This window comes from Geodermatophilus sp. URMC 60 (assembly GCF_053502585.1).
In genome coordinates this window covers 3,749,211-3,764,296 of the sequence record NZ_CP199958.1, presented here as the reverse complement: position 1 = coordinate 3,764,296, position 15,086 = coordinate 3,749,211, and the positions used below count along the sequence as shown (strand labels likewise).

The window sequence follows — 15,086 nt, the reverse complement described above, 5'->3', positions numbered from 1 at the left end:
GTCGGGCAGCCGCTCACCGTCGGAGCAGTGGACCGTCCCGCCGCACCCAGCATGACGGCGTCGTCGGTGGAGCGTCGGGCGGCCGACGGCCGGGGTTCGGCTCCTGGTCGTCGGTGTCGTCCTGTTCGTCACCCCGGTCGACCGTCGATCCGCGCCCGTCCAGCAGCTCCGGGATCCTCGCGGCCTCAGCCTCCCCGGCATCGCCGCCGGATCGGGCGGTGACGTCGGCCGGCAGCGGTCACCACGCCGACCTGACCCCCTGCACCGCGACCCAGGCCCGGTCGTCGTCGGCGAACAGTACGTCCACCGCGACGACGACCAGCTGACCGTCGGTGTCGACCGTGCTGTCGGCAGGCCGGCCCGTCCGGATGCTGAGAGGCTGTCGACAGGTCAGGGCGGGTCGCGGAACGGCGGTCGTCCCGAGGAGCCGCCCCGATGATCCCTCGTGCGGTGGCGCAGGGGTCGGGTCCTCCCTGGAAGCCGTTGCGACAGGAGCCGAGGGTGCTGGGTCGAGTCCGTCGTGCACTGGTGGCGCGAGCACGCGAAGCCGTCGGGCGGGGCCGGCCGGGCGGGCGAGGGGGAGCTGCGCACGACGCCCTCGTCGGGACGCTCGAGGACCTGGTCGCGCGGGCACGGGCGGATCTCGCGGACCTCGTCGAGCAGCACGGCAGGGACGTCGAGGAGATGCTGCACCGGCAGGCCGAGCGGGTGATCGCGGCGGTGCAGGAAGCGGAGATGCGCGAGCGCCGCGACATCCGGTCGGCCGGTGAGCGGGCGGCCGTCCTGGCCAGCGCGCGGTTCGCCCAGGAGCGGATGCCGAACGCCTCGGTGCTGGCGGACCGCTCGGCGACCCTGGACCACGCACTGCGGCTGGCGCCCGACGACGGGATGGCGCTGGAGTTCGGCGTGTACACCGGCGGCACGCTGACGGTGATCGCGCAGGCCCGCGACGGCAGGGGCGTCTACGGATTCGACTCCTTCGCGGGCCTGCCCGAGGGCTGGCGGTCGCGCTACCCGGCCGGCGCCTTCGAGGTCGACGCCGTGCCGACGATCCCGGGCGCCGAACTGGTCGTGGGCCTGTTCGAGGAGACGCTGGCGGGGTTCCTCGCGGGCCATCCGGGGCCGGTCGCGTTCCTGCACCTCGACGCCGACCTGTACTCCTCGACCAGGACGGTGCTCGAGCACGTCGGCCCGAGGCTGCGTCCCGGCTCCGTGATCCTGTTCGACGAGTACTTCAACTACGCCGGCTGGGAGGAGCACGAGCACCGCGCCTGGCAGGAGTTCGTGGCCGCCAGCGGGGTCGGCTTCCGCTACGAGGGCTACACCCAGAACGACGAGCAGGTGGTCGTCCGGGTGACCGGTGCACCGGCCGCCGCCCAGGGGTAGGACCGTGCACTCCTGGACCGTCCGGGCGGCTGTCCGGTGCATCGGCACCCAAGGCCACGGGCAGGGGCGCGGCGATCGGGTGACGACCGCGCCCGGCCCCGGCGGTGCACCCCGCCACGACGCCCGCTCCCCCGGGCGGGACTGCACGTTCAGTCGACGGGCGCGCCGAACCACTCGGGCAGCCGGCCGAGCAGATCCGTCTGGTCCTCGCCCACCCACGCCACGTGGCCGTCGGGTCGCAGCAACGCCGCGGGCACGTCCAGTTCATCGCTGACGTCGATGACGTGGTCGACCCGATCTGCCCACCCGGCGACCGAGAGCCGGCCGGTCCGGTCGAGCAGCAGTCCCCGGCCGCCGTGCATCCGCTCGTAGAGGCGCCCCCGCTCAAGCCCCACGTCCGGCATCCGACGGCCGAGCAGTTCGTGCCCGTCGCCGAAGTCGTAGCGGACCCCGATCGCGGTGATCTTCTCGATCAGGAACCGGTTGACCTCGTCGAAGTCCATCAGTTCCGACAACAACCGGCGCACTGCCCGGGGGCCCGGCTCGGTGGACAGCAGCTCGGCCTGCGCCCGGGCGGTGTTCAGGACGTCGGCAGCCACCGGGTGCCGTTCGGTGTGGTAGGTGTCCAGCAGCCCCTCCGGGGCCGAGCCGGCGACCTCGGCGGCCAGTTTCCAGCCCAGGTTGAACGCGTCCTGGAGCCCGAGGTTGAGACCCTGGCCGCCGGTCGGCGGGTGGATGTGCGCCGCGTCGCCGGCCAGGAGCACCCGGCCGGTCCGGTACCGCTCGGCCTGCCGGGTGGCGTCGCCGAATCGGGAGAGCCAGCGCGGTGAGTGCACGCCGAAGTCAGTGCCCGCGACCATCCGCAGTCGCTGCCTGACCTCCCCGAGGGTCGGCGGGACCGAGCGGTCCTCGGTCACCCCCTCGGCGGGCACGACGACGCGGTACGACCCCTCTCCGGAGGGCCCGACACCGAACCCCTTCTGGGTCTTGCGGACCTCGGTGACCACGGCAGCCAGCTCCTCCGGCGACGCAGTGAGCTCCACCTCGCCCGACAACCACTCGCGCCTGGCCGGCTCGCCGGGGAAACCGACGCCGAGCAGCTTGCGCACCGTGCTGCGACCGCCGTCGCAACCGACGAGGTAGCGGCAGCGCAGCTGCGTGCCGTCGGCCAGCTCGACGGTCACCCCCTGGTCGTCCTGGCTCAGTCCGACCAGTTCGCTGCCGCGCCGGATCTCGGCGCCGAGCTCAGTGGCGCGCTCGGCCAGCAGACGGTCGGTGGTGGTCTGCGGGATGCCGAGGACGTACGGGTGCGCGGTGTCCATCCGGTCCGGCGCGGGCTTGTCGATGCCGGCGAAGAACCCGCCGAGCGGGTACCGCTGGCCGAGCGCGAGGAACCGGTCCAGCAGACCGCGTTGGTCCATCACCTCGACGCTGCGCACGTGCAGTCCGAGCGCGCGGACACACCTGGTGGGCTCCGCGTCCTTCTCCAGCAGGAGCGCGTGCACGCCCTGCAGCCGCAACTCGCCGGCCAGCATCAGACCGGTCGGTCCGCCGCCGGCGATGATCACGTCGATCATGGATCCCCCTTCGACGAGGTGCGTCTCGGCCGGCTGCTCCGTGCAGTCGGCGGCGCGCACACCCCCCCTCCGCGGGCCGGGTGCCCGCAACCGCATGTCGAGTCCCACCAGCGGTTCGACGTCCCACGGGACGGGCACGTCGACGGGAGCGCGCGCACGTCGCGACTCGCAGTCCTGCAGGTCCCGGCCTCGGCCGGCCGATTCTGCGGCTCGACCCGGGTCTTGTCACAAGCCCCCTGGTGCGCTATAGGTTGGAAGTGGCGGGGAGCGGGGGAGCTCCCCGCCTTCGTCGTCCGCTGTGGACGGCAGACCCCTCACGGAGCGGTCGGCATCGCCGTGACGACGGGCGACCAGCTGCACGCCGACCGGCAACCCGTTGACGTCCCCCGACGGGGATCGAGGCAGCCGGGTACCCGGTGGAGTTGACCAGGTAGGTGGGGCACCAGCCGATGAGCGGGTCGACGTCCACGCCCTCGATGCTGCTCGGACCGACCGTGTCGCCGGCCTCGGCGTTGGTCGCGGGCAGCGCGGCGAGGGTCGGGGTGACCAGCAGGTCGGAGGAGCGCAGGAACCTGCTGGATCCGGTCGTGCACGTGGGTGCGCATCCCGCTGGTCGCTCGGGAGCGCGCCGGCGGCGTGCGGCCCGGATCAGCAGCGGCGACCTGGTAGGACGGATCCCTCGAGGACCTGCCCCACCCAGTGCAGGGGTTGCACGTCGTCGCCGACGGCCGCACGGCCACCCGGGTCCGAGGAACCCCACGGCCCCTGGGTCAGGAACGCCTCCCAGAGGTGCACCTGCGCCTGCCAGTACCTGACGGCGCACCGCCGGGCACGGCCGAGTGCCTCGCGACCGGCCCGGACCGCGGCGGGCGAGTGCAGCAGGACGAGGGCCGGGAGGAGCGCGGCGGTGCTCAGGACGGCGATGAGGAGGTCCATGGCGCCACGGTCGACCGCGGCGTCGGACGGCGACAGCCCCATTCCGGCACGGCTTCGCAGGAAAGCCGACGAAGTGGGGACCGACTGACGGAGGCCGATGGTCATCGTGGTGGTCCGCCGTGGTCGTCGGTCGATGCCCGCTGGTGGCTCGCTCGGCGACGGCGCTCGCCGCAGCGCTCCGGGACCGGAGGCGCCCGGCGCCGCGGGAGCCGTTGCACGTTCCCCGGTCGACGTGCCCGGGCTCCGGCGACGCGTCGACACGGGGAGCCACCGGAGGAGGCGACGCCTCAGCGTGAGTCCGGACGATCCGGCCGATACGTACCGTGAGGTGCGGACAGGGCACCTCCGCGCGGGCATCATCTCCTGGGTCCAGGAACCGCCTCCTCGGGGCTGGAGGATCCGTGGCACAGGCCGCGTTGGCGGGCCTCCGGGTCGTCGAACTCGGACAGGTCATCGCCGGTCCCTCCTGCGGGCAACTGCTGGGGGACCTGGGTGCGGACGTCATCGAGGCGGAGCCACCGGAGGTGGGGGACGTCCTGCGGCAGTGGGGCCGCGTGCACGGCACCGACGGGGACTCCCTGTGGTGGCGGGTCCCCGGCCGGAACGAGCGCATCGGGGACCCACCGGCCGGCACCGTGGCGGCTCCGGGCGCCGTCGCGGCGCTCGCGGCCCGCCACCGGACGGGGCGAGGCCAGGTCGTCGACGCGTCCACCGTCGAGTCCGTGCTCGAGCTGAGCTCCCGGGAGCTGGAGGACCTGCGCTCGGCCGGGGTCATCCGGGTCGCCGACGGATCCCCCAGCCGGTTGCCCGACCGACGGAAGTGGAGCGGCACCCATGCCGGACAACCTGACCCGCAAGCTGCTCCGTGACCACCTCGTCGCTGGAGAGCTGGAACCAGGGTCGACCCTGACGCTCGCCGTCGACCAGGTCCTCATCGAGGACGCCACCGGCACGATGACCGCGATGCAGTTCGAGATGCTCGGGGTCGACGGCATCGGCGTGCCGCTGGCGGTCCAGTACGTCGACCACAACGTGCTGCAGATCGACGACAAGAACCTGCAGGACCACAAGTACCTGGAGTCCTTCTGCCGCCGCCACGGCATCCGGTACTCCCCGGCCGGCAACGGCATATCGCACTACCTGCACCTCGAGCACTTCGCCCGCCCCGGCGAGCTCCTCGTCGGCGCCGACTCGCACACCACCTCCTCCGGCGCGGTCGGGATGTTCGCGGTGGGTGCGGGCGGCCTCGACGTCGCCGTGGCGATGGCCGGCTACGGCTACACGCTGGCCTGCCCCCGCGTGGTCGGCGTCGAGCTGACCGGCCGGCTGCGCGACTGGGTCGAGGGCAAGGACGTGATCCTGGAGCTGCTCCGCCGCACCACCGTCCGCGGCGGGATCGGGGTCGTCTTCGAGTTCTTCGGGGACGGGGTCGCCGGCCTGCCGGTGACCGAGCGGGCGACCATCGCCAACATGATCGTCGAGACGGGGGCGACGACGGCGGTCTTCCCCTCCGACGACCAGACCCGGGCCTGGCTGCGCTCCCAGGCCCGCGAGGAGGAGTTCCGGCCGCTGGCCGCCGAGCCGGGCGCCGGTTACGACGACGTCGTGCACATCGACCTCGACGGGCTGGAGCCGCTGGTCGCCAGACCGCACTCGCCGGACAACGTCGTCCCGGTCCGGGAGGTGGCGGGTACCCGCATCGTGCAGGTGTGCGTCGGGTCCTCGGTGAACAGCTCCTACGAGAACCTGGCCACCGTCGCGGAGGTGTTGGCCGGCCGCCGGGTGCACCCGGACCTGCAGGTGACGGTCAACCCCGGGTCCCGGCAGATCCTCGACACGATCATCCGTGCGGGGGTCTACGGCGACCTGCTCTCCGCCGGGGCTCGCGTGCTGGAGCCGATCTGCGGCCCGTGCGTGGGCATCGGCTACGCCCCGACGAAGGGCGAGCCGTCGCTGCGCACCTTCAATCGCAACTTCCCCGGCCGCAGCGGCACCGTCGACGACAGCGTGTGGCTGTGCTCGCCGTCCACGGCGGCCGCCAGCGCCCTCGCCGGCGTGATCACCGACCCGCGCACCCTCGGCGAGCCGCCCGAGCTCCCGCCCGCGGAGAACGACCCGCAGGTGGGCGCCCGCTTCATCACCGCCGTCCTGCCGCCCGAGGAGCGCCGGCAGGTGGAGATCTGGCGCGGGCCGAACCAGCAGCCGCCGCCGGACATCGGACCGCTGCCCGAGGACGTCGAGGGACGGGTGCTGATCGTCCTCGGCGACGACATCTCCACCGGCGACATGGCCCCCGACGGCGTGATCGCGATGTCGATCTGGTCGGACATCACCGCCTGCGCGCGGTTCATGTTCCAGCGCAACGACCCGGAGTTCTTCGAGCGCGCGACGTCGTGGGGCGGCGGGATCATCGTGGCCGGCCAGAACTACGGGCAGGGCTCCTCACGGGAGCACGCCGCGCTGAACCCCCGCTACCTCGGCGTCCGGGCCGTCGTCGCGGCCGGCTTCGCCCGCATCCACCGGAGCAACCTCATCGCCCAGGGGATCGTCCCGCTGGTCGCCGGGGAGGCGTCCCGGACGGCGTCGGTCGGCGACACCTGGCGCCTGCCGGGCCTGCGCGAGGCCGTCGCCGGAGGTGCGCAGGAGCTGGGCGTGCAGGTCGAGGGGCAGGGCACGGTGACCGTCGAGCTCCAGCTGTCGCCGGGCGAGCGGGAGCTCCTCCTGGCCGGCGGTCTGCTCGCCCACACGCGGGCGGGCCACCGGCGACCCGTCCAGACCGTCCGTCGGACGCCCGCGCAGGTCCCCGCAGGCTCCTGATCGGACCGGTGCGGCCGCCTCCCCGTCGCACCCCGCTGCGTCCTCGGAGAGGGGGCATGTCACCCGAGGTCCTGTCCCTGGCCATCCAGCTGGCGGTCGTCACCATCGCCACGACGCTCCGCATCGACATGGGGGCGCTGGGTCTCGGGGTCCGGGTCCGGGTCCGGGTCCGGCGTGGACGCCACGACTGCTGTCAGGTCATGTCCACCGCGATCTTCAACTGCCCCGGCCGGGGAGCGATCGCGGCGCTGAAGGCCGACTGCACGTCGGCGACGGGGTGGACGTGGCTGACGTAGCGGTCCCGCAGGCCAGGGTGAGCCGCCAGGTACGTGCCGGCGTCCGCCAGCACCCGGCGCCGCTCCAGGGTCACACCCGAGCGCAGGGTCAGGTTCTTGCGCAGGAAGGTCATCATGTCGAACGGGTAGACCGGGTCGTCCGGAACGCCGAAGTAGAAGACCTGACCGCCGGGCGCCACGGCGTCCAGCGCGGGCTGCAGCGTGGAGATCTGGTGGCCCACCGCCTCCACGACCACGGACGGCCGGTCGGCGTCGGACAGCGAGCCCGCCCACCGCTCGGCCCGCGCGGTGACCATCTCGTCGACGCCGAAGGCGGACGCGACGTCGCTGCGGTCCACCGGGTCCACGCCGGTCACCCGGGCCGCGCCACGGGCCTTGAGGACGGAGCTGAACAGCAGGCCGATCGGGCCCTGACCGATCACCGCGACCGTCTGCCCCGAGACGTCGCCGAGCTGCTCGACGGCGTAGAGCACGCAGGCCAGGGGCTGCAGCATGACCGCCGTGGTGGCCGGCAGGCCGGTGTCGTAGCGGGCTAGGCCGTCGCCGTCGGTGACCACGAGCTCGGCGATGCCGTCGAACATCGACGCCCAGCCCACGACGAGGTCGCCGGGGGAGTGGTCGGGATGCCTGCTGGCGACGACCTCCCCGACGATCTCGTGCATCGGGAAGCCCGGCGCCCGCGTGGCCCCCCAACCGTCCTCGGCGGCCGGGTGCGGCCACACGCCACCGCGGAAGTTGGGCAGGTCGCTGCCGCAGATGGCACCGGCGCGGGTGGCCAGCAGCACGTGCCCGGGCGGCAGGGCGGCGGGGTCGGGGGGCTCGACCTCGACCTGCTCGAAGCGGAAGGGACCGCTGAGCGTCTGTGCCCACATGGTGTTCTCCGTCCTGCTGGGCGTACCCGCACCGGCACGGTGCCGGCAGCGGTGGCGTCGATGGGAGCCCTGGTGACCGGACCGCCGGGCGGGAACCCTCAGCCTGCAGGATCTCCTCCGGACGTCGGCATCGCCCAGCTCCCCGTGCTCCTCCCGTCCGGTGCAGGCGCGGCCGAGCTGACGGGACCGCCTCGGTCGACCACGAGCCTGGAGCAGGTGCGGCGGCAGCCGTGACCAGGGCTGCCACCTGAGGGCTCCGGCGGGCCCGACGACCGCCGGGCGCATCCCTGACCGGCCGGGGGAGACGGCGTCGAGGAGCAGCGCCGTGGTCGTCTCCATGCCCTCCTCCTCCACCCACCCCCGCGGCGTCATCGCTGCCCAGGCCCGCGACACCCGGGGAACCGACGGAACAGGACACCGATCCCCCTCGGGAGGACCCGGACTCCGCCACGACCTGCCTGCCGTCCTGGACCCGGCCGGGGTCGCGGCCCGGTGGGACGGCCTCGCGGTCGCTGTCCACGGAGGCGGTGTGCTGCCGGCGGGAGCGGCCTGCCCTCGGCGCCGCACCCGGTGGATCTCAGGAGGCCGTCAGCGACCGCGCGCACCGCAGGAGGGCGGGCACGTAGCTCATCAGCTGGTCGCGGTCGGTGAGGAAGGTGACCGTCGAGATGCTCACCGCGCGCAGGGGATGGCCGAGTGCCTCGGGCACCACGGCGGCGACACAGCGGACGTTCTGCTCGTTCTCCTCGTCGTCGACGGCGTAACCGCGCTCCCGGATCACCCGCAGCTCGGCGCGCACGGCCCGGGGGTCGGTGAGGGTCCCCGCGGTCCGGCGGGGGAGGCCTGCGGCCACCACCGCCGAGACCCGGTCGTCGGGCAGGTGGGCCAGCAGCGCCTTGCCCATGGCCGTGCAGTGCAGCGGTGCCGTCGCACCGACCCGGGACCGCATGACGAACTGGTCGCGGCCGTCCAGCTCGTGGGTGTAGACGACGTGGTCGTCGAGGAGGACGCCGGCGTGCACGGTGTGCCCGACGGCGTCCCGGAGCCCCGCGAGGGTCTGCTCGATGGAGATCGCGGGCGACGCCATCGCGGCGAAGGCGTACGCCTGCGGACCCAGCGAGTACCGCCCCCCCTCGTGCGCGCGGACCCAGGCGAGCTCGCGCAGCCCGGCGAGGACCCGGTGTGCCGTGGTCTTGGAGACGCCGCAGTCCCGGGCCAGTTCGGCGAGTTGCACTGCGCCGTCGGCCCGGGCGAGGGCCTGCAGGACCAGGAGTGACTTCGCCGTGCTCCCGGAGGGCAGCGCGGCGGCCGTGGCCCCGCGTTCGCTTCCTGATGGCGTCGGCATCGCGCTCCCGTCCCGCCTGGGGCCGGCCGCCGTGTCCGTTGCCGCCCGCCGATGACGGCTTGACGTCCCAGTGTGACCCGCCCTACGGTGCTCATCGGAACCGGAACGGCGTTCCGTATGTAGGAACGTACCGTATCCCACGTGCGGCACTGAGGCCGACTGCGGTGGCGTTCTCGGGGTCCACTCGCTCGATGAACGGCTCGACACCCGCCCGTCCGTCGGCAGGAGAGACTGTGAGCAGCTCCGCGGATCCCGCCCCGGCGGAGGGCGCGCTCGTCACGGCCTCGGCGGACGGCCGGATCGCCGGGGCCGCCCTCGAGGTCACCGCGGTGGAACGGCCGCCGGTCGACTCTCCGCTCCGGGAGGCGCCGCACCGCATGCTCACCCCGCACGCCGCCGGTGGACGGCCGGTGGGCGCCGACACGCGGATCGCGCCCGGCCTCGCGGAGTTGGTGACCGGCGGTGCACCGCAGGACGTGGTGGACCGGTGACGACGCAGCGCCCGGCCTCGGACGTGCCGGCCGCTCTGGGCCGGGCCCGCCTCGTCCCCGTCGTGGTGCTCGACGACGCGGGCGATGCCGGGCCGCTGGCCGACGCGCTCGTGGCCGGGGGACTCCCCGTCGCCGAGGTGACCTTCCGCACCCCGGCCGCGGGCGACGCGATCCGGGCGATGGCCGACCGTGGGGACGTCCTGCTGGGTGCGGGCACCGTGTTGACCGCGGCGCAGGTCGACCAGGCCGTGGCCGCCGGGGCGAGCTACGTCGTCTCGCCGGGACTGAGCCGGGCCGTGGTCGAACGGTGTGCCGAGCACGGCGTGCTGGCCCTGCCCGGCGCCGTCACCGCGACCGAGGTGCAGGCGGCCCTGGAGCTCGGGCTCACGACGGTGAAGTTCTTCCCGGCCGGCACGTCGGGCGGAGCGCCGGCGATCGCCGCGCTGGCCGCGCCGTTCCCCGGCGTGCGGTTCGTCCCGACGGGCGGCGTCGGGCCGGCGAACCTGGCGGACTACCTGGGCATCGAGGCGGTCGTCGCGGTCGGGGGCTCCTGGATGGTGCCCCGGGACCGGATCAGGGCGGGGGACTTCGAGACCGTCCGCCGGCTCACCGCAGAGGCGGTGGCCCTGGTCCGCGATGCGTCCAGCGGCCGGGAAGGGGAGTGAGGGAGACGATGACGGACAGGGCGCCGCTCCCGCCGGTCAGGACCGCCCGGCAGGTGCCGAGGTTCGCCGAGCTGCGCGAGGTCGTGCAGTTCAAGCGGCCGCGGCTGGGCCGGACCGCGCGACGGCTGCAGAACGCGCTCTCGGTCCGCGACCTGCGCCACGCGGCCAGGCACACGACGCCGCGGGCGGTCTTCGACTACGTCGACGGCGCGGCCGAGGAGGAGATCACCGCCGCGCGGAACGTCGCCGCGTACCGGCGGGTCACGTTCCACCCGGACTCGCTGCGGTCGGTCGCCGACCCCGATCCGAGCGTGGAGGTGCTGGGCCGGCGCATCGCTCTGCCGCTGGTGTTCGCGCCCACCGGCTACACGCGGATGATGCACCACCACGGCGAGGCGGCCGTGGCCAGCGTGGCCCAGCACGTCGGTGTGCCGTACGCGCTCTCGACGGTGGGCTCCACCTCGATCGAGGACGTACGGGCCGCCGCACCCGAGGGCGACCTGTGGTTCCAGCTGTTCTTCACCGCGGACCCGGCGGTCAACGAGGACCTGCTGTCGCGCGCCGAGGCTGCCGGGTACTCGACGATCCTGCTCACCGTCGACACCACGGTCTCCGGGATGCGGCTGCGGGACGTCGTCAACGGCCTCACGATCCCGCCGACGCTGACCGCCCGCACCGTGCTGAACATGTCGCGGTTCCCGGTGTGGTGGTTCAACAAGCTGACCACCGGCGGGATGACCTTCGCCTCGCTCACCGGGGTCCCGGGCAACCCGACCCCGGGCGAGGTCGCGAGCATGATGTTCGACCCGGGCCTGGACCTGACCTCGCTGGACTGGCTGCGCGCCCGGTGGCGGGGCGATCTCGTCGTCAAGGGCGTGACGACGCCCGCGTCGGCTCGTGAGGTCATGGAGCACGGCGCCGACGGCGTGGTCGTCTCCAACCACGGGGGGCGCCAGCTCGACCGCTCCGCGGCGACGCTCGACGTGCTGCCGGCGATCCGCGCCGCCGTGGGACAGCAGGCCACCGTGCTCATCGACGGCGGGGTCCTGCACGGGCAGGACGTCGTGGCCGCCCGGGCCCTGGGCGCGGACGCGGTGATGATCGGCCGCGCCTACCTGTACGGCCTCATGGCCGGCGGCCGCGACGGCGTGCTGCGCGCCTACGAGATCCTCGCCGAGGAGTACCAGCGGTCGATGCAACTGCTGGGCGTGCGACGCAGCGAGGACCTCTCCGACCGGCACGTCGCCTTCACCCCGCACGCCGCGGGGGACTACCCGAACGTCTCGGTCTGATCGCGCCGCCCGGCCCGTCTTGCGCGGACCGGCGGGAAGGTGCACAAACCCGGTACCACGCCATGAGTGGCCCAGCTCACATGCGAAGGAGCATGATGGTCAGCACCCGTCAGCCGGGGGGCACGCCGTCCTCGGTGGTGGACCTCTTCCCGACCAAGCACCTGGAAGCACCCAAGGTGCGGGACATGCCCGAGGCCCCGGCCCGCTTCCGTAGCGTCATCGGCCCGGGGATCATCGCGGCCGGCGTGGGCATGGCCAGCGGCGAGTTCATCCTCTATCCCTACATCGCCTCCCAGGTCGGGCTGGTGTTCGTCTGGGCGGCGTTCGTCGGCCTGGCCACCCAGTACTTCCTCAACATGGAGATCGAGCGCTACACGCTGGCCACGGGGGAGACCGCGCTCACCGGGTTCAGCCGGTACTGGCGGCACTGGGGTCTGGTCTTCGCGATCCTGGCCTACTTCGCCAACATCTGGCCGGGGTGGGCCACCAGCTCGGCCACGCTGATCACCTACCTGGTCGGCGGCAGCGTGCCGCCGATCGCGATCGGCATCCTGCTGCTGATCGGCGTCATCCTGACCATGGCACCGGTGGTCTACCAGGCCCTCGAGAAGATCGAGATGGTCAAGGTCGCCGCCGTCCTGCTGCTCATCGTGGTCGCCTCGTTCGCCGCGATCAGTGCCTCCACCTGGGCGGACGTCCCGCACATCGTCACCAGGGCGGGGCTGCCGCACCAGGAGCTCGGGTTCGCGCTGCTGCTGGGCGCGCTGGCGTTCGCCGGCGCCGGTGGCGGCCAGAACCTGTGCCAGAGCAACTGGATCCGGGACAAGCGCTTTGGCATGGGCGCCTACGTGCCGCGCATCGTCAGCCCGGTGACCGGCCACCCCGAGGCAGCGCCGTCGACCGGCTTCGTCTTCGAGCCCACCCCGGAGAACCTGGGCCGCTGGCGGCGCTGGTGGAAGTTCGCCAACATCGAGCAGCTGAGCACCTTCGTGGCGATCAGCTTCCTCACCATCCTGTTCACCTCGCTGCTGGCCTACGCCACGGTCTTCGGGCAGGAGGGGCTGGCCAGCGACATCTCCTTCCTCGAGGCGGAGGGGAACGCGCTCAACGAGACCGTCGGCGGCTGGTTCGGCACGTTCTTCTGGATCATCGGCGCGTTCTCGCTGTTCGCCGCGGCGCTGGGGATCGTCGACTACACCAGCCGGCTGGGCGCCGACGTGCTGAAGACCGCGTACCTGAAGGGCGCGAACGAGAGCAAGATCTACTTTGCGCTGGTCTGGGGCCTGGTCGTGATCGGCGTCGTCGTGATCCTGTCCGGGCTGTCGCAGCCGCTGGTCCTGCTGGTGATCTCCGCGGTCACCGGCGGGCTGATGATGTTCATCTACTCGGCGCTGCTGCTGCTGGTGAACAAGCGGGTCCTGCCGAAGGAGATCCGCCCGGGCGCCGGCCGGGTGGCCGCCCTGATCTGGGCGTTCCTGCTGTTCGGCTTCCTGTGCGTGCTGACCTTCAACCAGCAGCTGCAGAACCTGTTCGGTGGCTGAGGCGGGGGAGGCCCCTGCGCCACGGGTCGTCACCGCCGGGGAGACGATGGTGCTCGTCGTCCCCCCGGCCCCGGGCCGGCTGCGGCACGCCGGCGCGGTGCACCTGTCGATCGGCGGCGCGGAGAGCAACGTGGCCATCGGGCTGTCGCGGCTCGGCGTCCCGGCCCGTTGGGTGAGCGCCCTGGGGGAGGACGAGCTCGGCGAGCTCGTCCTGCACCGGGTGCGTGCCGAGGGCGTGGACACCAGCGCCGTGCGCCGGCTCGTGGACCGGCCGACCGGTCTGTACCTGCGGGAGGAGGTCGCCGGCGCGCTGCGGGTGTACTACTACCGCCGCGGGTCGGCGGCCTCGACCCTGGCGCCGGGCGCCTTCGACCCGGCGGTGCTCGACGGGGCCGCCTTCCTGCACCTGACCGGGATCACCGGGGCGCTGTCGCCGGAGTCGGCGGAGTTCCTGCCCTGGGCGGCGCGGACGGCGCGGGAGGCCGGTGTCCGGGTGAGCTACGACGTCAACTACCGCAGCCGGCTGTGGGAGCCGGCAGCGGCCCGGGCCGCCAGCGAGGCGATGCTGCCGCACGTCGACGTCCTGCTGGTCGGCGACGAGGAGGCCCGGGCACTGTGGGGCTGGGACGACGACACCTCCCTGGACCGCCTCGCCGACGCCGGCCCCGCTGAGGTCGTGCTCAAGCTGGGCGCCCGCGGCTGCGCGGCGGTGGTGGACGGCGAGCGGCTGACCTCACCGGGGTTCCCGGCGCGCCAGGTGGACCCGGTCGGGGCGGGGGACGCGTTCGCCGCCGGCTACCTGGCCGCGACCCTGGAGGGGCAGGAGCCGGCGGGCCGCCTGCGCACGGCCAACGCGATGGGCGCGTTCTGCGTGCAGAACCTCGGCGACTACGAGGGGCTGCCCAGCCGCCGTGAGCTCACCGCGTTCCTCGACCAGACCGTCGACCTCGGGAGATGACGATGCAGCAGCCGGACCCGGCCGGCGTCCTCGAGGGCGTCTACGTCGCCAACGTGACGCCGTTCCGCGACGACGAGCGCTTCAGCGTCGACGTGGACGCCTACCTCGGCCACGTCCGCTGGCTGGCCGAGCAAGGGGTCACCGGCGTCATCCCGTTCGGCACCAACGGCGAGGGCCCGTCGGTGGCCACGCGGGAGAAGCAGGCCGTGCTCGAGGCGTTGGTCCCCGCTGCGGGCCCCCTCCAGGTCGTCCCCACGGTCGCCGAGGGGAACCTGCCGGACACCCTCGACCTGCTGGCCTCGCTGGAGGAGCTGCCGGTGCGGGCGGTCATGGTGCTGCCGCCCTACTTCTTCAAGCCGGTGTCGCCCGAGGGGCTGCGGCTGTTCTACGACCGCGTCCTGGCCGCGACCCGGCACCCGGTGGTGATGTACCACATCCCGAAGTACGCCGTCCCGCTGCCGGCCGAGCTGGTCACCGGCCTGCCGGTGTGGGGTGTGAAGGACTCCGGGGGCGAACCGGGCTACGCCGCCGACGTGCACGCTGCGGGGCGGGGGGTCCTCGTCGGCACGGAGGACGACCTGCCCGGGCGGCTGATGACCGCGCACGGCTCGATCTCCGCCCTGGCCAACATCGTCCCCGAGCAGGTGGTCGCGCTCTACCGGCACGTCCGCGACGGGCGGTCGGCCGAGGCGGCGGCGCTCTCCGCCCACCTGCAGCAGGTACGCGCGATGACCAAGGAGCACGACGCGCCCGGGGTGCTGAAGAAGGTCGCCGAGCAGCGGCACGGGCACCCCATGGGTACCGTGCGGCCGCCGTTGACCCCCGTCCCGGCGTCGTTCGACGCCGTTGCCGCGGCGGGGCGCGCCGTGGCCGGACCGACCGGACCAGCGACCAGGTGAGGAGGCCCGGG

Annotated in this window: 13 protein-coding genes; 9 read left to right on the top strand and 4 right to left on the bottom strand. The window is 73.5% G+C overall.

Annotated elements, in window-relative coordinates; translation table 11 throughout:
• Positions 1 to 528: 528 nt before the first annotated feature.
• Positions 529 to 1,386, top strand: coding sequence for a class I SAM-dependent methyltransferase (locus ACWIX3_RS17825; protein ID WP_448608676.1), 858 nt, complete (start codon positions 529 to 531; stop codon positions 1,384 to 1,386).
• A 149-nt stretch (positions 1,387 to 1,535) separates the two neighbouring features.
• Here the strand turns inward: ACWIX3_RS17825 and rox are convergent, their stop codons facing one another.
• Together rox and ACWIX3_RS17815 are read right to left on the bottom strand one after the other, a co-directional pair.
• Positions 1,536 to 2,963 (bottom strand): rifampin monooxygenase, encoded by a 1,428-nt coding sequence (gene rox, locus ACWIX3_RS17820; RefSeq protein ID WP_448608675.1) that lies wholly within the window; start codon positions 2,961 to 2,963, stop codon positions 1,536 to 1,538.
• A gap of 648 nt (positions 2,964 to 3,611) precedes the next feature.
• The gene (locus tag ACWIX3_RS17815; protein WP_448608674.1) at positions 3,612 to 3,899 is read right to left on the bottom strand and encodes a hypothetical protein; all 288 of its coding nucleotides are present in this window, start codon (positions 3,897 to 3,899) and stop codon (positions 3,612 to 3,614) included.
• Positions 3,900 to 4,300: 401 nt separating this feature from the next.
• Here ACWIX3_RS17815 and ACWIX3_RS17810 point away from each other — a divergent pair, with 401 nt between their 5' ends.
• Entirely contained in the window at positions 4,301 to 4,768 is a 468-nt protein-coding gene (locus ACWIX3_RS17810) for a CoA transferase (protein ID WP_448608673.1), read from the top strand.
• Positions 4,734 to 6,716, top strand: a complete 1,983-nt coding sequence (locus ACWIX3_RS17805) for an aconitate hydratase (protein WP_448608672.1) — start codon at positions 4,734 to 4,736, stop codon at positions 6,714 to 6,716. The genes ACWIX3_RS17810 and ACWIX3_RS17805 overlap by 35 nt, the downstream gene beginning before the upstream one ends.
• A gap of 193 nt (positions 6,717 to 6,909) precedes the next feature.
• Here the strand turns inward: ACWIX3_RS17805 and ACWIX3_RS17800 are convergent, their stop codons facing one another.
• Both ACWIX3_RS17800 and ACWIX3_RS17795 read right to left on the bottom strand, forming a co-directional pair.
• Positions 6,910 to 7,884 carry a zinc-binding dehydrogenase gene (locus ACWIX3_RS17800; protein ID WP_448608671.1) on the bottom strand — a complete coding sequence of 325 codons (975 nt, stop codon included), beginning with the start codon at positions 7,882 to 7,884 and terminating at the stop codon, positions 6,910 to 6,912.
• Positions 7,885 to 8,461: 577 nt separating this feature from the next.
• Complete coding sequence (locus ACWIX3_RS17795; RefSeq protein ID WP_448608670.1) at positions 8,462 to 9,229, bottom strand: IclR family transcriptional regulator; 768 nt, start codon at positions 9,227 to 9,229, stop codon at positions 8,462 to 8,464.
• A gap of 233 nt (positions 9,230 to 9,462) precedes the next feature.
• Between ACWIX3_RS17795 and ACWIX3_RS17790 the strand changes: the two genes are divergently transcribed.
• The 6 genes from ACWIX3_RS17790 (at position 9,463) to ACWIX3_RS17765 (ending at position 15,075) form a co-directional block, all read left to right on the top strand.
• Positions 9,463 to 9,720: an NAD(P)-dependent oxidoreductase gene (locus ACWIX3_RS17790; RefSeq protein WP_448608669.1), complete on the top strand. Its 258-nt coding sequence runs from the start codon at positions 9,463 to 9,465 to the stop codon at positions 9,718 to 9,720.
• Positions 9,717 to 10,385 carry a bifunctional 4-hydroxy-2-oxoglutarate aldolase/2-dehydro-3-deoxy-phosphogluconate aldolase gene (gene eda / locus ACWIX3_RS17785; protein ID WP_448608668.1) on the top strand — a complete coding sequence of 223 codons (669 nt, stop codon included), beginning with the start codon at positions 9,717 to 9,719 and terminating at the stop codon, positions 10,383 to 10,385. Before ACWIX3_RS17790 ends, eda begins: the two co-directional genes overlap by 4 nt.
• An 8-nt stretch (positions 10,386 to 10,393) precedes the next feature.
• Positions 10,394 to 11,677 carry an alpha-hydroxy acid oxidase gene (locus tag ACWIX3_RS17780; protein ID WP_448608667.1) on the top strand — a complete coding sequence of 428 codons (1,284 nt, stop codon included), beginning with the start codon at positions 10,394 to 10,396 and terminating at the stop codon, positions 11,675 to 11,677.
• 92 nt (positions 11,678 to 11,769) lie between these two features.
• Positions 11,770 to 13,218 (top strand): Nramp family divalent metal transporter, encoded by a 1,449-nt coding sequence (locus ACWIX3_RS17775; protein WP_448608666.1) that lies wholly within the window; start codon positions 11,770 to 11,772, stop codon positions 13,216 to 13,218.
• On the top strand, positions 13,211 to 14,176 hold the full coding sequence (locus ACWIX3_RS17770) for a sugar kinase (protein ID WP_448608665.1): 966 nt from the start codon (positions 13,211 to 13,213) through the stop codon (positions 14,174 to 14,176). The genes ACWIX3_RS17775 and ACWIX3_RS17770 overlap by 8 nt, the downstream gene beginning before the upstream one ends.
• 2 nt (positions 14,177 to 14,178) lie before the next feature.
• Positions 14,179 to 15,075, top strand: a complete 897-nt coding sequence (locus ACWIX3_RS17765; protein ID WP_448608664.1) for a dihydrodipicolinate synthase family protein — start codon at positions 14,179 to 14,181, stop codon at positions 15,073 to 15,075.
• Positions 15,076 to 15,086 lie beyond the last annotated feature (11 nt).

Bases quoted from the DNA above. Each gene is read 5' to 3' on its own strand.
- rox (WP_448608675.1), bottom strand. From the start codon at position 2,963: ATGATCGACGTGATCATCGCCGGCGGCGGACCGACCGGTCTGATGCTG.
- ACWIX3_RS17765 (WP_448608664.1), top strand. From the start codon at position 14,179: ATGCAGCAGCCGGACCCGGCCGGCGTCCTCGAGGGCGTCTACGTCGCC.
- ACWIX3_RS17800 (WP_448608671.1), bottom strand. From the start codon at position 7,884: ATGTGGGCACAGACGCTCAGCGGTCCCTTCCGCTTCGAGCAGGTCGAG.
- ACWIX3_RS17775 (WP_448608666.1), top strand. From the start codon at position 11,770: ATGATGGTCAGCACCCGTCAGCCGGGGGGCACGCCGTCCTCGGTGGTG.
- ACWIX3_RS17815 (WP_448608674.1), bottom strand. From the start codon at position 3,899: ATGGACCTCCTCATCGCCGTCCTGAGCACCGCCGCGCTCCTCCCGGCC.
- ACWIX3_RS17795 (WP_448608670.1), bottom strand. From the start codon at position 9,229: ATGCCGACGCCATCAGGAAGCGAACGCGGGGCCACGGCCGCCGCGCTG.
- ACWIX3_RS17805 (WP_448608672.1), top strand. From the start codon at position 4,734: ATGCCGGACAACCTGACCCGCAAGCTGCTCCGTGACCACCTCGTCGCT.
- ACWIX3_RS17780 (WP_448608667.1), top strand. From the start codon at position 10,394: ATGACGGACAGGGCGCCGCTCCCGCCGGTCAGGACCGCCCGGCAGGTG.